Raw genomic sequence first — 16,765 nt, 5'->3', positions numbered from 1 at the left:
GATCGGGCATTTAGCGCTGGGTCACTCTATGCAAAAAAAAACGCACAGGCAAAGCCTTTATCGAGCCGAACGCGTCAAACGCTGGGGTTTTCATCAAGATCTGCGGAAATAGTCACATTCCACACGCGAAAAACCGTGAGCAGGCCTGAAACCTGCTAGCACGCAGACACAATCCGCTGACTATTTCTTCGCCACTTAACATTATCCCCCCATGGCTATTGACGCTTGCCCAGATTTTCCCTAGTTATAGGTTGTGTCACTGCTCAAACGGCTCGGAATACCGAACAATCGGCCAGCCTTTGCCCCACGGAGGGATAGGGATTATGTTGACGAAACTGGAACAGACCAAGCAGGCGCTGGCAGGCAAGCATAAGGCTATCGACGACTGGCTGGATGCAAGGCAAGCGTTGCTGGTCGGATACATGCAGCTGGCAGGCCTCACTCCGGCGCGGACCAAGCAACGCAGCCTGCCCAAAACAGAAGAGCTGCATCAGTTTTGCGACCGCTTGGTCGACTATGTCAGTGCAGGCCATTTCGAAATCTACCACCACGTCGTCACCGCCTTCGAGCAAGCCAGCGGCGAAACACTGGAGCTGGCCAAGCGCATCTACCCCCATATTCGTAACAGCACTGAATTCGCCCTCGAGTTCAACGACAAATACAGTGATGCCGACGAGGCCCAATTGCTGCTACTGGATGATGATCTCAACGAGTTGGGTCCGGTTCTGGAAGAGCGGTTCAAACAGGAGGACCGCCTGGTCAAGGCGCTTCATGTGGTGGAATCTTTGAGTACCCAGCAAGCCTGAATGCCATTTTCGGAGCAAGTTCAAGATACTGGCAACCAAGGTGGATTACACTCAGAGCAATGACCCTAGCGTCCACACTTATTGCATACAGGAGATGAGCATGTCTGAGCGCCGCCGTTTTGCACGGATCCTCTACTTGACCATGGCAGAACTCACCCAGGGGGAACAGAAGTGGCAGACCCAGCTTGTCGACGTCTCCTTGCAGGGAGCCCTGCTGATCCGCCCCGACGACTGGGAGAGCCGTGACAACAAGGAGTACCAGCTCAGCTTTATCCTGAGCGGTAGCGATATCGAGATCAAAATGCAGGTCGAGCTGACCCACGAAGCCAGCAAGAAGCTGGGTTTCTACTGCCACCACATCGATATCGACAGTGCCACTCATCTCAAGCGGATGATCGAGCTTAACGTCGGCGACGAAGAGCTGCTCCACCGCGAGCTGGAACAACTGCTGAGCGAACATCTGGAACATAGCCAGCCCTGATGGCAAGTTCCAGCCCATAAAAAAGAGCGCCGAGGCGCTCTTTTTCCGTTGTGCTGTTGTATCGATTGCAATGCTGAGGGATTACAGCGCCTCGAGTGCCTCGGACAGCTTCTTGACCGGCACCACTTCCATCCCTTCGATGGGATGCTTGGGGGCATTGGCGTGCGGCACGATGGCACGGCGGAAACCGTGCTTGGCCGCCTCCTGCAGCCGCTCCTGGCCGGACGGCACCGGACGAATCTCACCGGAAAGGCCCACTTCGCCGAACACCACCAGATCCTTGGGCAGCGCCTGATCCCGGAAGCTGGAGACCATCGCCAGCAGCAGCGCCAAGTCCGCACTGGTCTCCTCGACCTTGACCCCGCCGACCACGTTGATGAAGACATCCTGATCCGCCATCTGCAACCCGCCGTGACGGTGCAGCACCGCCAGCAACATGGCGAGCCTGTTGTGATCCATCCCCACCGCCACCCGCCGCGGGTTGGAGAGCTGGGAGTAGTCCACCAGCGCCTGCAACTCCACCAGCAGCGGCCGGGTGCCCTCCCAGATCACCATGACGATGGAACCAGGCGCCTGCTCCTGCCCCCGGCTGAGGAAGATGGCGGAGGGGTTGCTCACCTCGCGCATCCCCTGTTCGGTCATTGCAAAGACCCCCAGCTCGTTGACCGCACCGAAGCGGTTCTTGTGAGAGCGCAGGGTACGAAAACGGGAGTCATGGCCACCATCGAGCAGCACAGAGCAGTCGATGCAGTGCTCCAGCACCTTGGGGCCCGCAAGACTGCCATCCTTGGTCACATGGCCCACCATAAAGATGGCCACATGGTTCTGTTTGGCATAGCGGGTCAGCAGCGCTGCCGCTTCACGCACCTGCGAGACAGAACCGGGGGACGATTGCACATCCGCCACATGCATCACCTGAATGGAGTCAATCACCATGATCTGCGGCTGCTCCTGCTGGGCTATCAGGCAGATCTGCTCGACGCTGGTCTCGGAGAGCATCCGCAGCTTGTCGGTGGGCAGCCCAAGGCGGTTGGCCCGCATCGCCACCTGCTGCAGCGACTCCTCACCAGTGACATAGAGGGTTTTCATCCGTTCAGCGAGACCACACATGGTTTGCAGCAGCAAGGTCGACTTGCCCGCCCCCGGGTTGCCGCCGATCAGAATGGCCGAGCCTGGCACCACACCGCCACCAAGCACCCGATCCAGCTCCTTGAAACCTGAGGTAAAACGGGGAATTTCGGTGGTGGCAATCTCTGCCAGTGTTTGTACCTGACTGCCGACCGCGCCGGCATAACCGGTGTAACGGGCACTCTTGCCAGCGGGGCTCACCGAGCCGAGGCGCACCTCGGTAATGGTATTCCACTCCTTGCACTCGCTGCATTGACCTTGCCAGCGTGTGAAGTCGGCACCACATTCGGAACAAACATAAGCAGTTTTATTTTTGGCCATTGATAACTCGGGGACAGGATGAATTCCTGCTTGATATACTTGTTTGCGACCGACAGATCAAACCCAGAATCGGAAAAGTGACTTTCCGTGGCAGGAACAAATGGATTCAGAACACCAGCAACATCTGATTGAACAACTCGTCCCCTTGCTGCGGGAGAAAGATTTCGAGGAGATCTTCAACCGCATGACCCAGGAGGAAAACAGCAACAGCCGTTTTCTGATCAAGATGGAGCTCAAGCGCAAGTGCTCCCCCTGCCGCAGGGTCATCGACATGCGCGATGAGCTGGAGGATGAGTGCCTGGTGCATGAGTTCGACGGCATCACTCACTTCATGCCCGCCGATGCGATAGCCCTGTTCCAGTCCCAGTGCTATCTCTACCGCGATATCTATACCCTCGGCGTCTACGAGGCGCTGCAACAGCGGCAAAAACAGCACCACAACGCCCGCGTGGATGGTCAGCTGTCGCCGCCGGCCAGCCCCTTCCGGCAATATGATGTCAACACCATTGCCTTTGCCAGCTACTACGGCCGCCGTCAGGAGCGGATGCACTTCAGCTCGCCGGTGCTGATCAAGTTTCAGGACGGAGAGAAGTTGTTCGCCAAGAGTTCCGATCTCTCGCTGGGTGGCATGAGAGTCTCGGTACCCTATCTGCCTAACTATCACACCGGCGCCCAGGTGGAGGTCTTCTTTACCGGACTGGAGCGGGACACCCCCAATCCGGTGCTGCATCAGTCGGTCGGCTATCAGATCCTCGGCGAAGAGAGCAAAGAGGGGAAATACTGGCTGCGACTGGTGCGCTCCGGCGAACAGCCAGCCTTTGATGCCTTCCTCAGCGACTTTATCGACGCCAACAAGATCCGCTATCGGGTCAGCGTCGACTATCTGCTCTCCGCCGCCATCATCAAGGGGTATGAGCAGTTCTACCTGCCGCGGATGACCGGCATGCCGCTCTTCTTCGGCACCGGCGACAGCCCCAATCTCGAGATAGCCCTGCGTACGGAAAACAACCAGCACCTGCTGGAGTATTGGCGCGATGAGAAAAACCGCGATGCCCTCGCGGGGCTTTTCAGCGCAGAGCGGATGAAACGGCTCTGCCCGGCCCCCGGCACCACCACCGAGACCATCATCTACTGCTTTACCCACACGGTGCGCAGCCACATCTACTTCTTCTCCGCCACCGCCGAGGAACTGCGCCAGAGTGGCCTCACCGCCCTCTTCTTCCAGGTGGGCTCACGCCGCCCCAGCTGGCGTGTCTACAAGTTCACGCTGGAGGCGTGCGATCTGGTCGAGGCGGATGTGGGACAACTGCAGGGGCAGGACAACCCGCAGTTGCAAGACATCCTGCTGCTCGAGCGGCTCAAGCAGATCGGCTATTGCGGCCTGCTGCAGGAGATCGGCCTGGAGTCCCAGCGGGAAGAGTTCCATCAGGAAGGGGTCAGCAACAACGCCAACGAGCTGCAACGCTTTGGTCACGAGCAGGGGGTTGCCCCCTTCGAGATCGAGACCCTGCACTATGTTCAGCTGCGCAAGGAGTCGCGCTACATCCACAAGACGGCGGTCGCCATCCATCACAACGGCAAATCCTGGATCGGCTGGACCCGCGACATCTCGACTCACGGCCTGCAAATCGAGCTGGAAGATGCCTTTATCGGCGAGAAGAACGATGTGGTGACCATCGCCCTGCCCCGCTTGCAGGAGCTCTCCAAGAGCATGGACCTGCAGCGCCTCTCCTACCGGCTGGTCAGTCTCAACATGACCCGCACCGTGCTGCACCTCTGCATCGAAGGGGATTCGGATCGCCATACCGGCCGCCAGTTCTTCAGTCTGCTTATCGAGAGCAACCAGAACAAGCTCAAGGCGGCGCAGGAGCAGCGCCGCTATCGCGGGCTGGCGCGGGCACTGCGCAACATCTATACCCACCACTTGTTCAACTCGCCGGTCTATGTCAACAAGCTGAAAGGCGCCCCCAAACCGGCCTCCATCGGCAAATCCCTGCAACCGCGCAGTCTGCAGCGGCTGCTGCAAGCCTGTGCCGAGCTGCCGGAGCAGGAGAACCTCTACCCGCTGTTTCAGGGGGAGCTGCTCAAGGAGCTGCTGATGAACCCGCTGCGTGCCATCGAGCGGGAGGACAAACCGAGAGAAGACGAGGTCTATATCGCCAGCATCCAGACCAAGGCCGGCCTGCCCATCTTCAGCAGCCGGCTGGCCAGCAGCTTTGCCAACCTCAAAGAGAAGCGTCAGTTCATCGAGCTGGCGCAGCAACAGGGGGAGTTCTACTCGGTGCTGGTCGGTATCTCCCGTACCGGACGGCCCGACACCAACTTCATCGCCAACGAGCTGGACTACATCGCCAAGTTCGCCATCCACAAGGCGCGCAAGCTGGAAGAGGAGCTGTGGAGCGTGGTGGGGGTGGGCGAACTGACCGATACCACCCAGGCCACCCTGTTCCGCTTTGGCATCACGCCGCCGCTGAACTGATGATCCGGAAACAGACAAAAATGAAACAGGGCGCTCGAGGCGCCCTGTTTTTTGTCATACCGCCTGCGGGTTGAGCAGCCAGTCGAGGATCTGGGGGAAGTGATCCTCCTGGGCCTGCGGGGCGGTCAGCATATTGATGTGGTCATAATCGAGGCGGTTGCCGTTGTCCCGCCCCAATCGGGTGTGACGTGTGGCCGACCCCATCTCGTCGCTGAAGCGGCGCACATCGGTCGGGTGACCCAGCACCTTGTCCGCTTTGGCCGAAATCATCCAGAGCGGTGGCCAGTTGACCCGTGCCGCCGCCTCGTCATAGGCAAAACCGTCGTGAGGATCCTGCCAGGGGCCGCACTTGACCCAGGGGATGGTCTCCTGCAGATAGCGCAGCGGCTCGTCGTCAGCACCGATCTTCAGAGTACGAGCCGCCAGAAAACCACGGCGGCGAGCCAGCCATGGGGCCAGCCGATTCCAGATCAGATCCACCTTCAGCCAACGCTCGGGATTGTGCACCGACACACCGCGCTTGGTGCCAAAAAACAGCAGGCTGGCCACCTGATCCGCCAGCTCGGGGAAGCGCACCAGGGTCGAGGCCATGATGACACCGCCCCAAGAGTGGGCCACCCAATGCACCTTGAAGCCATGATGGCGCTCGGCAATCCAGTGCTGCAGGGCGGGCAGATCCTCGGTGATCAGCTCATGCTGACCGTGCTCTGCCTGCTCGGCGATGGCAGGAGTGCTGAGCCCCCGCCCCCGCAAATCAGCCACATAGACCTGATAGCCGTGACGGGCCAGAAAGCAGGCCAGCCCCTTGCCCGATTCGGTATAGAAGATCCGCCCGTTCTCGATGGCGCCATGCACCATCAGGATCGGCTCGCCATGCACGGCGACCCGGGGTTTGATGTGGCGCACATGCAATTGATGGGCGCCACAGGGGATAAACAGAGACTGCTGCAACAATTCCATTTTTATTGGTTTCCTCCTTGAAACACTGTCAGCGCTGGTCCCAACGTTGCTCGCTGCAGGCCCGCGCCGCCAGCAGGCAGATCACCCCCTCCAGATCGTGATGATTGAGGGTGGCCGCCGCCTGCGCCCGCACCAGTGGTTTGGCGTGAATGGCAATGCCAAGGCCCGCGACCCCCATCATTTTGAGATCGTTGGCACCATCGCCGATGGCCACGGTCTGGGCGGCAGCAATGCCGTACTCCTGAGCAAGCTGCTGCAACACCTCGGCCTTGACGCTGGCATCAACGATGCGCCCGCTCACCTTGCCGCTCAGCTGGCCCCCCTCCACCGCCAGCTCGTTGGCGAAGATGGCATCGAGCCCCAGATCGCGCTGCAACTGGCCAGCAAAGCGGGTAAAACCGCCGGAGGCGATGGCCACCTTCCAACCCGCCCCTTTGAGGATATCGACCATCAGCTGCAAGCCCGGCATCCAGGGCATCCATGCCGCCACCTCGTCGAGAATGGTGACCGGCGCCCCTGCCAGCAGGGCCACCCGATTGCGCAGGCTGTCGGAAAACTCCAGCTTGCCCTGCATGGCTGCGGCCGTCACTGCCGCCACCTGATCGCCAACCCCGGCAAGTCGGGCAATCTCGTCGATGCACTCGATGCGGATCGCGGTGGAGTCCATGTCCATCACCAGCAGGCCGGGCTCGTTCAGGGTCGGCAGGGCGGGCAGATGGCAGAGATCGATCTCCCACTCACCGATCTTGAGCTCGGCCACCAGCTCGGCAGAGAAGCGATCGCAGCCAAGCAGCAGCAACGGCACGCCCGCCACCTCGGTGGGAGGATAGAGGGTGGCCGCCAACCCCTGTGCAGCCAACAAAGGTGACAGACACGCCAGATGGGATGCGCCCAGCCCCTTGCCAAACAGCACCAACCAGCCGCCAGCCTGCGGAGTCTCTGTCGGTTGCAACGCATCTGCGCTGAGCTGCCAACAGGGTGAGCCGGACAACAACGCGGGCCAATCGGATAACAGAGGGGGGAGCCGGGACAACAACATAAGGGATACGCCTTCCTTGGTGATCAGGGGGTTAACAATGCTGGCCCAGAGTAGCGTATTGCTTTTTGTACAGGCAAGCGCCAAGATCCCGCCACTCCTTGTTACCATGAGGTCTCACGCTTGCAGCGTCATCTTCCCATCAAACGTGTTCTCAGCCTGGGTGCCGGTATCCTGCTCGGATGCTGGGTGCTCGGTGTGCTTATTCATATGCAGGGTGAAAGCCAGGCCTCGCTGCACAGCGAAGCGCGCAACCGGGCGCAGGCGCTGGTCGCCTATGCCTCCCGAGACATGAAACGTTGGATCAAGGAGGAGAAGAGCAGCGAGCTGGAGCGGCTGGCGCGGGATCTGGCGGCGGAGCCGGAGATCCTCGATGCCACCCTCTACGACGGACGCGGCATTCCCCTCGCCCAATCGGAGCAGGCGGTGCCGCTGGAGAGCCTGCTGCCCATCGGCAGCGATAACAAGTCGCTGCCGGAGCAGGGTAAAGGGCGGATCCAGTTCGTGCAGGAGATCCGGGATGGCGAGCAGACCATCGGCTTCCTGCGCATCACCCTGGAAGAGCAGCAGATGCTGGCAGACAAGGACACCCGGCTCAAGGTGGTGCAGGAGAAACAGCGCCTGATGCTGCTGGTCGCCCTGCTGGCCGGGGTGCTCATCTCCTACGGCGTGCGCCGTAACTACATGCGGGTACGTAAGCACAAGAAAAAGAGTACGCCCCCCGCGCCACCTCCGGAAAACTGATGGCGCAACCAGAGAGCAGATACAAAAACGGCGGCCAGAAGGCCGCCGTTTCTTATTCGCGAAGGAATTACTTGTCGCCCAGCAGGACGGAATCCAGTGCGATTTCGATCATGTCGTTGAAGGTCAGCTGACGCTCTTCAGAGGTGGTCTGCTCACCGGTACGGATATGGTCGGAGACGGTGCAGATGGTCAGTGCCTTGGCACCGTACTCTGCGGCCACGCCGTAGATACCGGCAGCTTCCATTTCGACACCCAGGATGCCGTACTTTTCCATGACGTCGAACATGGAGGGGTCCGGGGTGTAGAACAGGTCGGCGGAGAAGATGTTACCGACGCGCACGGCAACGCCCTTGTTCTTAGCGGCCTGCACGGCATTGGCAACCAGGTCGAAGTCAGCGATGGCAGCGAAGTCGTGATCCTTGAAACGCAGACGGTTTACTTTGGAATCGGTGCAAGCACCCATACCGATCACCACGTCACGCAGTTTCACGTCTTCACGCACGGCGCCACAGGAGCCCACACGGATCAGGGTCTTCACACCGTAATCGGTGATCAGCTCTTTGGCGTAGATGGAGCAGGAGGGGATACCCATGCCGTGACCCATGACGGAGATACGACGGCCCTTGTAGGTACCGGTGAAGCCGAACATGTTGCGCACGTCGCAGATCTGCTCGACGTTCTCCAGGAAAGTTTCAGCGATGTACTTGGCGCGCAGGGGGTCGCCCGGCATCAGCACGGTATCAGCAAAGGCGCCATCTTTCGCATTGATATGAGGAGTTGCCATTCTCTTGATTCCTTCACACTAGGTTGAGTTTTATTGTTTTATAAATTGCCCGCCGCCGAAGTGGCGGGCGGGTAAATTACAGGAAGCTGGTACCGTACGCCAGTTTCGGCAGGCCATGGTAAGCCGCGATGCTCTGGCCGATATCGGCAAAGGTCTCGCGACGACCGACGGAGCCGGCCTTGACCGGCTTGCCGAAGAACAGCACCGGAATGTATTCGCGGGTGTGGTCGGTACCCCCCCAGGTCGGGTCGCAGCCGTGGTCGGCAGTCAGCACCACCACGTCGCCATCTTGCAGCAGATCAAACAGCTCCGGCAGGCGGGAATCGAAATACTCCAGCGCACCGGCATAACCGGCAACATCACGGCGGTGGCCGTAGGAGGAGTCGAAGTCCACAAAGTTGGTGAAGACGATGGTGTTGTCACCGGCCGCTTTCACCTCTTCCAGCGTGCGATCCCACAGCTCGGTCAGACCGGTCCCTTTCACCTGCTTGGTGATGCCCTGCTGGGCATAGATGTCGGCAATCTTGCCGATGGAGACCACCTGACCGCCCGCATCTTTCATGTAATCCAGCACGGTCGGCGCCGGCGGCAGCACTGAGTAGTCGTGACGGTTGCCGGTACGCTTGAAGTTGCCCTTGCCAGTACCTACGAACGGACGCGCAATCACGCGGCCGATGTTGTAGGGCTCCAGCAACTCGCGCACGATGTGGCACAGCTCATAGAGCTTCTCGAGGCCGTAGGTCTCTTCGTGGCAGGCAATCTGGAACACGGAGTCGGCAGAGGTGTAGAGGATCGGCTTGCCGGTCTTCATGTGCTCTTCGCCCAGATCGTCCAGCACCTGGGTACCGGAAGCGTGGCAGTTGCCCAGATAGCCAGGCAGACCAGCCTTCTCGACGATGGCGTCCAGCAGCTCCTGCGGGAAGCTGTTGTGGTGATCCTTGAAGTAGCCCCACTCGAACAGCACGGGTACACCGGCGATCTCCCAGTGACCGGACGGGGTATCCTTGCCGGAGGAGAGCTCCTGAGCAAAGCCGTAGGCACCGACCACATCGATATCTTTCTTCAGCCCTTCCGGGAAGTAGCCGGAGGCCTGCTCGCAAGCGTGGCCCAGACCCAGCTTGTTGAGGTTGGGCAGATTGAGGGCACCACGGCCTTCAATGTCACCTGCCGCACACGCCTTGGCGATATGGCCAAGGGTGTTGGCGCCCACATCTCCGAACTTCTCGGCGTCGGCAGCTGCGCCAATACCAAAAGAGTCCATCATCAGAATAAAGGTACGTTTCATGGGTCTTCCCCTTGTTACAAATCGGCCAGGGTGATACGGCGGTACACTTCAGGCAGTGCCTCCGGCCGCTCGCCACCAATCCGGACAGCCGCCTGCACCATGCTGGCAGCCTGAGCATATTGCTCTTCAGTCTGAGCGTGGATCATCGCGATCGGCTTGTCAGCATCAACACTTCGACCCAGGCGGATAAAGTCGGTCAGACCGACCGCATAATCAAGTTTGTCACCGGCAGCGCGGCGACCACCGCCCATCGCTACCACGGCCAGCCCCAGCTCGCGGGTATCCATGGCGGTCACGAAACCGCTGTTGGCCGCGAAGACCGGGCGCACGATGGCGGCTTTGGGCAGGTAAGCGTCGTAACGCTCCATAAAATCGGCCGGGCCACCGAGACCAGTCACCATGCGACCGAAGATCTCGGCCGCCTTGCCGTTATCCAGCACCGCCTGCAGCTTGGTGCGGGCATCGCGCTCGTCGCTGGCAAGACCGGCGGAGATCAGCATCTCGGCGCACAGCGCCATGGTCACTTCGTGGATCCGCGGGTTGCGGTATTCACCGGTCAGGTAACGCACCGCTTCACGTACTTCCACCGCGTTACCGGCGCTGGAGGCCAGCACCTGGTTCATATCGGTCAAAAGCGCAGAGGTGCGGCAACCGGCACCGTTGGCCACGGCCACAATGCTCTTGGCCAGCTCTTCGGACGCTTCGAAGGTCGGCATAAAGGCGCCGGAGCCCACTTTCACATCCATCACCAGCGCTTCGAGCCCGGAGGCGAGCTTCTTGGAGAGGATGGAGCCGGTGATCATCGCGATGGATTCGACGGTGGCAGTAATGTCACGTACTGCATAGATACGCTTGTCAGCGGGTGCAAGATCGCCGGTCTGGCCGATGATGGCGACACCCGCCTCTTTCACCACTTTCAGGAAACGGTCGTTGTCGACCGAGGTCTGGTAGCCGGGAATGGCATCCAGCTTGTCGAGGGTGCCGCCGGTGTGGCCCAGACCACGGCCGGAGATCATCGGCACGAAACCGCCGCAGGCAGCGACCATCGGGCCAAGCATCAGGGAGACCACATCACCCACACCACCGGTGGAGTGCTTGTCGACAATCGGGCCACCCAGATTGAGGTGATCCCAGGTCAGCACCATGCCGGAGTCGCGCATGGCGCAGGTCAGGGCTACCCGCTCATCCATGGTCATGTCTTTGAAGTAGACCGCCATCGCCAGCGCGGCGATCTGCCCCTCGCCGATGGTGTTATTGGTAATGCCCTGAACGAAGAATTGAATTTCTTGGGTACTGAGCGCTTCACCGTTGCGCTTCTTGCGAATAATTTCTTGAGGCAAAAACATCTTTCATTCCCTCCGCCATTGCTGGCGTTACACAAGCCTGAATCCTTGCCCGCACACCGCATGGTGGGGGCTAACAGGGCGGACAGCAGTCCGCCCTCTCATCAACCTATTAGTAACCGCTGGTGTTGGCTGGCTTGTCGCCATGCCCCAGAGTGGCCAGCAGACTGGCCAGCAGGCTGGATGCACCAAAGCGGAAGGTACGGGCGGACACCCAGTCGTTGCCGAGGATCTCTTCGGCCATAGCCAGGTACTGACCGGCAACGGCTGCGTCTTTCACGCCACCAGCTGGCTTGAAGCCGACTTTCGGATTCTTGGCCTTGATCACTTCCATCATGATGCGTGCCGCTTCTGGGGTTGCATTGACCGGCACCTTGCCGGTGGAGGTCTTGATGAAGTCGGCACCGGCATCGATACAGATCTCGGAAGCGCGACGGATCAGCGCCTCTTCTTTCAGCTCGCCGGTTTCGATGATCACTTTCAGCAGCACGTTGGCACCGCAGGCCTCTTTACAGGCTTTGACCAGATCAAAACCAATCTCTTCATTACCGGCCATGAAGGCGCGGTACGGGAACACCACGTCCACTTCGTCAGCACCGTAGGCGACTGCGGCACGGGTTTCGGCCACGGCGATCTCGATGTCGTCGTTGCCGTGCGGGAAGTTGGTCACGGTCGCAATGCGTACGTCGGCTGCGCCGATCTCACGCAGGGTCTTGCGAGCGATAGGGATAAAACGGGGGTAGATGCAGACGGCGGCGGTCAGGCCAGCCGGTGACTTGGCCTTGTGGCACAGGTCGATCACCTTCTGATCGGTGTCGTCATCGTTCAGGGTGGTCAGGTCCATCAGGTTCAGGGCGCGCTGAGCGGCCACTTTCAGATCAGTCATTCTGTTCTCCAAAGTCTCGATTTAATCCAGATAACCGGGCACCACCATACCATCCAGCGATGGATGCACAGGCAGTAATCCCCAGCTATACGGGAATGGAATTACAGTGCGAAGGCACCGGCACTATCGGGATGCTATTCAAAACACCCTGCAGGCACTGCGACTGTAAATAAGGCAAGAGCCCTGTCACTTTCTTACAAAAGTGCGGACTTGGTTCCATGAAGACTTGAGAAAGGCCGACAACATCTGACCCGACTTCCCAATCAATTCCATTTGACCGCCAACACCCGATTTCATCGAGTATTAGTCATTGCCAGCACCCTGCTGGCAACGCCTATTTCAGCCGAGATACCCCCTGTTTGCAAGCCGGATTTGCCAATTTCAGAGGTACCTCACATCTGGCAAATCCAGGTCTAAAAAAGCCTTACGAAAAGAAACGGGTCAGGATCCAGGAGTAGGCCAATCCCCCCAGATAGACCCCGACGATCCCCATTACCCCGGACAAAACGGGAGGCGCCGGGATCGGCAATTTGAGGAAAGAAAACAACAAACCAACTATAAAGCCGGCCACCATCGCCAGTAGCACTTCATTCATATAACCTCCGATTTGACTCATTTTATTATTAGTTTAGATAGGAAAACGGTTGTCACCGCTCCATACGCGAACGCCACGGCAGATGCCGTGGCGTTCGTGTTTATACCCTGTCAGTCAGGCGGCGATTACATGCCGGACAGTGCCAGGAAGAAGCCTGCGATGGTTGCAGACATCAGGTTGGACAGAGAGCCTGCAAGTACGGCTTTCAGACCAAAGCGTGCAATGGTGCCGCGGCGGTTCGGCGCCATGGACCCCAGACCACCCAGCAGGATGGCAACAGAGGAGAGGTTGGCAAAACCACACAGCGCGAAGGAGATGATCGCCTTGGTGTGATCGGACATGGCCACACCGTTGATCAGCACTTCGTCTTTCAGGTACGGAGCGAAGTTCAGGTAAGCCACGAACTCGTTCACTACCAGCTTCTGACCGATGAAGGAACCGGCAACCACTGCTTCATTCCAGGGCACACCGATCAGGAAGGCCAGCGGGGAGAAGATCCAGCCCAGCAGCAGTTCCAGAGAGAGTTGCGGATAACCGAACCAGCCACCCACACCGGAGAAGATGCCGTTGATCATGGCGATCAGACCGATGAAGGCCAGCAGCATGGCGCCGACGTTCAGGGCCAGTTGCATACCGGCAGAGGCGCCAGCAGCTGCAGCGTCAATGACGTTGGCAGGCTTGTCATCCAGCTCGGCATCGGCAGAACTTTCGTCGTAGTTCGGGGTCTCGGTTTCGGGAACCAGCAGCTTGGCGAACAGCAGACCACCCGGTGCAGCCATGAAGGAGGCAGCGATCAGGTACTCCATCTTCACGCCCATGGAGGCGTAACCGGCCAGTACGGAACCGGCAACTGAAGCCAGACCACCACACATGACGGCGAACAGCTCGGAGTCAGTCATCTTGGCGATGTAAGGACGAACCACCAGCGGCGCTTCGGTCTGACCGACGAAGATGTTGGCAGTTGCAGACAGGGATTCGGTGCGGGAAGTACCCAGTACTTTCTGCAGACCGCCGCCCAGCAACTTGATGACCATCTGCATGATGCCCAGGTAGTAGAGCACTGCAATCAGGGAAGAGAAGAAGATGATGACCGGCAGAACACGGAAGGCAAAGACAAAGCCGCCGCCACCGAACACTTCAAACATCTTGTTGCTGACCAGACCGCCAAACAGGAAGTCGATCCCGTTCTGGCCGTAGCTGATCACGCTGGATACCGCGTCGGACACGCCGACCAGGATATCGCGACCAACCGGAACATAGAGAACAAACGCCCCCAGACCGGCTTGAATTGCGAACGCACCGACAACGGTACGCACGTTGATTGCCTTGCGATTGCTGGAGAACAGCACCGCGATAAGGACGAGCGTCGCCATCCCTACCAGACCCATGAACAAATTCATTATTATCTTCCTCTAGTAGCACCTGGCTTGTTAGCGAGTTGTTATCAAACCCAACTAATCAAGGGGAGCGCATTATACTAATTAAAGTCCGATAAAATAGAATGCTGGTCACATTTTATCGTTATCAAAATGTCCAAGTGTCACAAAATTAGACAGCAAACGATTTTTACGCTCATTTTTTTTCCTGACAACTAAATCAGGTGTTGCGAATTTGTTTCATGGCTATTGGTCGTGATGGAAAATATGCCGGGCAGTTTCAAATAACACCTTGGTAACATCCACCGATGATTCCTCCCGCAAGGTCATCAATATTTCCGCTATTTTCGGCAGCGCTTCCGGGGTATTCCGGGTGCCTTGCTCACCTTGTAAGGGCATATCGGGCGAATCGGTTTCCAGCACCAGGGCCTCGAGCGGCATGGCCCGAAATACCTCTCGCGTCTTGTTCGCCCGTTCAAAACTGATTACCCCGCCCACCCCGAGTCGAAAGCCCAGTTGCCAGAAGGCCTCCGCCTGCTGCAACGAACCGCTGAAAGCATGGATCACCCCGCCACGAGGCGGCTTGAAGCGGCGCAAAAGCTTGGCCACAGTGTCATTGGCGCGCACCGAGTGGATCATCAGGGGGAGCCCGGCATCTGCAGCCAGCCGGATCTGAGCCTCAAACAGCGCAAGCTGCCCCTCCTGCGGCACGTGAGAACGGAGGTCCAGCCCACACTCGCCTATGGCCACCAGCCCGGCAGGCTGGCTCATTACCAGCGTTCGCAACCGCTCCATCACCCCCTCCCGCTGTTCACCGGCATACCAAGGATGAACGCCCAGACCATAAAAGAGGCCGTCATGCTGATCTGCCAGTGCCATCACACGAGTCCAGTTATCTTCTGCGATGGCAGGAATGATATACTCCGTCACCCCCAATGCCCGACTACGGGCCAGCAGTGCCTCCCTGTCCTGGTCGAACACCGGAAAGTCGAGATGGCAATGGGTATCTATCAGCTGCATATCACTTACACCTGTTTGCGGTATTTAAATGGGTCATTGAACATGATGAACAACAGAAACAACGGCTTTACCCTGATTGAACTGGTGCTGGTGATCATAGTGCTGGGGATCCTGGCCGTCACCGCCCTGCCCCGCTTTATCAATATCAAGGATGATGCCCTGAAAAGCACGGTCTCGGCGACCGCAGGCAGCTTTGCCAGTGCAGTTCAGCTGGCTCATGCAGGCTGGGCTGTCAAAGTTCAGGGACAAGCGATCGCGCTCTACAATCTGAGCAGCTTTGGCGTGAAAAATATGGATATCAATATGTATGGCTGGCCTGTTGGTTCTGATGAAGACCAAGGTCAAAAAGGACTGGATGAAATGTATATAACAGGCCAGTCCGATTACATATCCGTTAGCAGCGGAGCTGATTGCCGCTTTCTGTTTGAAGACATGATGGATAGCGACTACAGCGTAGAAGCGGTACATTTTGGCCCGGTGATTGATAGTAAAGCGGATTACTTAACTGATGTTGTCTCCACAGGAGCGATTGATGCGAATGGCGAAGAGCATCTTAACTGCCGCTATATCCTGCGCGACTCAATCAACCGCTTCCAAACCAGCTCGGATTATCTAAACGGCCTCGGCTTCGAGTACAACAGTGTTACCGGTGCCGTGACCCGCAATTTTGATTGAGCTCAGCCTCTTCTGCGCAAGCTCGCTTTTTGGTTGAATCATCATCATAACGAACCGGCGTGCAGCAGCGCCGGTTCTCCTGGGTGAGCCCCCACTCCTCGCACCACGCGTCGTAACGGGCCAGCCAACGCAGCAATATCCCTTTCATCGTCACACCTCCGCCAACGGATTCGGTTCAAAAACCATCCTAATCAGAGTCGGCAAGGTGAGCAAGCCATCTCCACTATGGCGGTCGGGCGAGATAAAAAAGAGCCGGTCAGCATGGCTGACCGGCTCTTTTAAGATTCCCTGAAGAGGTTATCAGATGAGCGATAGCTCATCAGCCTCACAGACTCTTCAGTTTCTCTTCCGGCAGAGCCAACTCATCGTTGTGGTTGACGCCGATACCGCGCTCCAGCACATGACGGGCGATGGCGTGCGCCTCTTCCAGCGAATGCATGCTGTAGGTGCCGCACTGATACTCGTTCAGCTCGGGGATCTTGGCCTGATCCTGCACGGTCAGCACATCGCTCATGGCTGCCTGCCAGGCTGCGCCAACACGGGCTTCGTCAGGCGCACCGATCAGGCTCATGTAGAAACCGGTACGGCAACCCATGGGGGAGATATCGATGATCTCCACACCATTGCCGTTCAGGTGATCACGCATAAAACCGGCGAACAGGTGCTCCAGCGTATGGATACCGCGCTCGGAGAGGATCTCCTGATTCGGTACGCAGAAACGCAGGTCGAACACGGTAATGGTGTCCTTGTTCGGGGTCTGCATGGTCTTGGCCACACGCACCGCTGGCGCTTCCATACGGGTGTGGTCAACGGTAAAACTGTCCAATAACGGCATTTCTGACTCCT

The 16,765-nt window shown here is 58.5% G+C and carries 16 protein-coding genes; 5 read left to right on the top strand and 11 right to left on the bottom strand.

The genetic code is table 11. The features are described 5' to 3' along the window. The first annotated feature begins 323 nt into the window (after positions 1 to 323). Positions 324 to 806: an Rsd/AlgQ family anti-sigma factor gene (locus OKB77_RS10375; RefSeq protein ID WP_005348975.1), complete on the top strand. Its 483-nt coding sequence runs from the start codon at positions 324 to 326 to the stop codon at positions 804 to 806. A 100-nt stretch (positions 807 to 906) separates the two neighbouring features. Further along, positions 907 to 1,287 carry a PilZ domain-containing protein gene (locus OKB77_RS10370; RefSeq protein ID WP_005340482.1) on the top strand — a complete coding sequence of 127 codons (381 nt, stop codon included), beginning with the start codon at positions 907 to 909 and terminating at the stop codon, positions 1,285 to 1,287. A gap of 81 nt (positions 1,288 to 1,368) precedes the next feature. Here the strand turns inward: OKB77_RS10370 and radA are convergent, their stop codons facing one another. Beyond that, on the bottom strand, positions 1,369 to 2,736 hold the full coding sequence (radA, locus tag OKB77_RS10365) for a DNA repair protein RadA (RefSeq protein ID WP_005340481.1): 1,368 nt from the start codon (positions 2,734 to 2,736) through the stop codon (positions 1,369 to 1,371). A gap of 100 nt (positions 2,737 to 2,836) precedes the next feature. Here radA and OKB77_RS10360 point away from each other — a divergent pair, with 100 nt between their 5' ends. Beyond that, entirely contained in the window at positions 2,837 to 5,215 is a 2,379-nt protein-coding gene (locus OKB77_RS10360; RefSeq protein ID WP_270817558.1) for a PilZ domain-containing protein, read from the top strand. Positions 5,216 to 5,269: 54 nt separating this feature from the next. Here OKB77_RS10360 and OKB77_RS10355 read toward each other — a convergent pair whose 3' ends face one another. Continuing rightward, on the bottom strand, positions 5,270 to 6,175 hold the full coding sequence (locus OKB77_RS10355) for an alpha/beta hydrolase family protein (protein WP_270817557.1): 906 nt from the start codon (positions 6,173 to 6,175) through the stop codon (positions 5,270 to 5,272). A gap of 28 nt (positions 6,176 to 6,203) precedes the next feature. Next, positions 6,204 to 7,214, bottom strand: coding sequence for a phosphoserine phosphatase SerB (gene serB, locus OKB77_RS10350; protein WP_270817556.1), 1,011 nt, complete (start codon positions 7,212 to 7,214; stop codon positions 6,204 to 6,206). Positions 7,215 to 7,334: 120 nt separating this feature from the next. Here serB and OKB77_RS10345 point away from each other — a divergent pair, with 120 nt between their 5' ends. After that, a complete protein-coding gene (locus OKB77_RS10345; RefSeq protein ID WP_088870154.1) occupies positions 7,335 to 7,955 on the top strand; it encodes a YtjB family periplasmic protein in 621 nt (206 codons plus the stop codon). 67 nt (positions 7,956 to 8,022) lie between these two features. Here OKB77_RS10345 and deoD read toward each other — a convergent pair whose 3' ends face one another. The 7 genes from deoD to OKB77_RS10310 form a co-directional block, all read right to left on the bottom strand. Further along, on the bottom strand, positions 8,023 to 8,739 hold the full coding sequence (gene deoD / locus OKB77_RS10340; RefSeq protein ID WP_005340471.1) for a purine-nucleoside phosphorylase: 717 nt from the start codon (positions 8,737 to 8,739) through the stop codon (positions 8,023 to 8,025). 76 nt (positions 8,740 to 8,815) lie between these two features. Beyond that, positions 8,816 to 10,024, bottom strand: a complete 1,209-nt coding sequence (locus tag OKB77_RS10335; RefSeq protein WP_199427874.1) for a phosphopentomutase — start codon at positions 10,022 to 10,024, stop codon at positions 8,816 to 8,818. A 14-nt stretch (positions 10,025 to 10,038) separates the two neighbouring features. Further along, positions 10,039 to 11,370: a thymidine phosphorylase gene (deoA, locus tag OKB77_RS10330; RefSeq protein ID WP_265775966.1), complete on the bottom strand. Its 1,332-nt coding sequence runs from the start codon at positions 11,368 to 11,370 to the stop codon at positions 10,039 to 10,041. A 109-nt stretch (positions 11,371 to 11,479) separates the two neighbouring features. Continuing rightward, positions 11,480 to 12,253: a deoxyribose-phosphate aldolase gene (gene deoC, locus OKB77_RS10325; protein WP_150390248.1), complete on the bottom strand. Its 774-nt coding sequence runs from the start codon at positions 12,251 to 12,253 to the stop codon at positions 11,480 to 11,482. Between the two features lie 424 nt (positions 12,254 to 12,677). Further along, complete coding sequence (locus OKB77_RS10320; RefSeq protein WP_005340467.1) at positions 12,678 to 12,848, bottom strand: XapX domain-containing protein; 171 nt, start codon at positions 12,846 to 12,848, stop codon at positions 12,678 to 12,680. Positions 12,849 to 12,973: 125 nt separating this feature from the next. Continuing rightward, on the bottom strand, positions 12,974 to 14,248 hold the full coding sequence (locus OKB77_RS10315) for a NupC/NupG family nucleoside CNT transporter (RefSeq protein WP_005340466.1): 1,275 nt from the start codon (positions 14,246 to 14,248) through the stop codon (positions 12,974 to 12,976). A 222-nt stretch (positions 14,249 to 14,470) separates the two neighbouring features. Further along, the gene (locus tag OKB77_RS10310) at positions 14,471 to 15,244 is read right to left on the bottom strand and encodes a TatD family hydrolase (RefSeq protein ID WP_150390247.1); all 774 of its coding nucleotides are present in this window, start codon (positions 15,242 to 15,244) and stop codon (positions 14,471 to 14,473) included. A 42-nt stretch (positions 15,245 to 15,286) separates the two neighbouring features. Here OKB77_RS10310 and OKB77_RS10305 point away from each other — a divergent pair, with 42 nt between their 5' ends. After that, the gene (locus OKB77_RS10305) at positions 15,287 to 15,919 is read left to right on the top strand and encodes a type II secretion system protein (RefSeq protein ID WP_150390592.1); all 633 of its coding nucleotides are present in this window, start codon (positions 15,287 to 15,289) and stop codon (positions 15,917 to 15,919) included. Between the two features lie 325 nt (positions 15,920 to 16,244). On the opposite strand, the gene luxS is transcribed toward OKB77_RS10305, so the two are convergent. Continuing rightward, on the bottom strand, positions 16,245 to 16,754 hold the full coding sequence (gene luxS / locus OKB77_RS10300) for an S-ribosylhomocysteine lyase (RefSeq protein ID WP_005340462.1): 510 nt from the start codon (positions 16,752 to 16,754) through the stop codon (positions 16,245 to 16,247). Positions 16,755 to 16,765 lie beyond the last annotated feature (11 nt).

The organism is Aeromonas sp. Y318-3, assembly GCF_027706185.1.
Classification (GTDB): Bacteria; Pseudomonadota; Gammaproteobacteria; order Enterobacterales; family Aeromonadaceae; genus Aeromonas; species Aeromonas veronii.
Note: the sequence above shows the minus strand (reverse complement) of the source record. Positions and strands in the feature narration are given on the sequence as shown.

Coding starts and splice junctions, on each gene's coding strand:
- OKB77_RS10375 (WP_005348975.1), top strand. CDS start 324: ATGTTGACGAAACTGGAACAGACCAAGCAGGCGCTGGCAGGCAAGCAT.
- OKB77_RS10370 (WP_005340482.1), top strand. CDS start 907: ATGTCTGAGCGCCGCCGTTTTGCACGGATCCTCTACTTGACCATGGCA.
- radA (WP_005340481.1), bottom strand. CDS start 2,736: ATGGCCAAAAATAAAACTGCTTATGTTTGTTCCGAATGTGGTGCCGAC.
- OKB77_RS10360 (WP_270817558.1), top strand. CDS start 2,837: ATGGATTCAGAACACCAGCAACATCTGATTGAACAACTCGTCCCCTTG.
- OKB77_RS10355 (WP_270817557.1), bottom strand. CDS start 6,175: ATGGAATTGTTGCAGCAGTCTCTGTTTATCCCCTGTGGCGCCCATCAA.
- serB (WP_270817556.1), bottom strand. CDS start 7,214: ATGTTGTTGTCCCGGCTCCCCCCTCTGTTATCCGATTGGCCCGCGTTG.
- deoD (WP_005340471.1), bottom strand. CDS start 8,739: ATGGCAACTCCTCATATCAATGCGAAAGATGGCGCCTTTGCTGATACC.
- OKB77_RS10335 (WP_199427874.1), bottom strand. CDS start 10,024: ATGAAACGTACCTTTATTCTGATGATGGACTCTTTTGGTATTGGCGCA.
- deoA (WP_265775966.1), bottom strand. CDS start 11,370: ATGTTTTTGCCTCAAGAAATTATTCGCAAGAAGCGCAACGGTGAAGCG.
- deoC (WP_150390248.1), bottom strand. CDS start 12,253: ATGACTGATCTGAAAGTGGCCGCTCAGCGCGCCCTGAACCTGATGGAC.
- OKB77_RS10320 (WP_005340467.1), bottom strand. CDS start 12,848: ATGAATGAAGTGCTACTGGCGATGGTGGCCGGCTTTATAGTTGGTTTG.
- OKB77_RS10315 (WP_005340466.1), bottom strand. CDS start 14,248: ATGAATTTGTTCATGGGTCTGGTAGGGATGGCGACGCTCGTCCTTATC.
- OKB77_RS10310 (WP_150390247.1), bottom strand. CDS start 15,244: ATGCAGCTGATAGATACCCATTGCCATCTCGACTTTCCGGTGTTCGAC.
- OKB77_RS10305 (WP_150390592.1), top strand. CDS start 15,287: ATGATGAACAACAGAAACAACGGCTTTACCCTGATTGAACTGGTGCTG.
- luxS (WP_005340462.1), bottom strand. CDS start 16,754: ATGCCGTTATTGGACAGTTTTACCGTTGACCACACCCGTATGGAAGCG.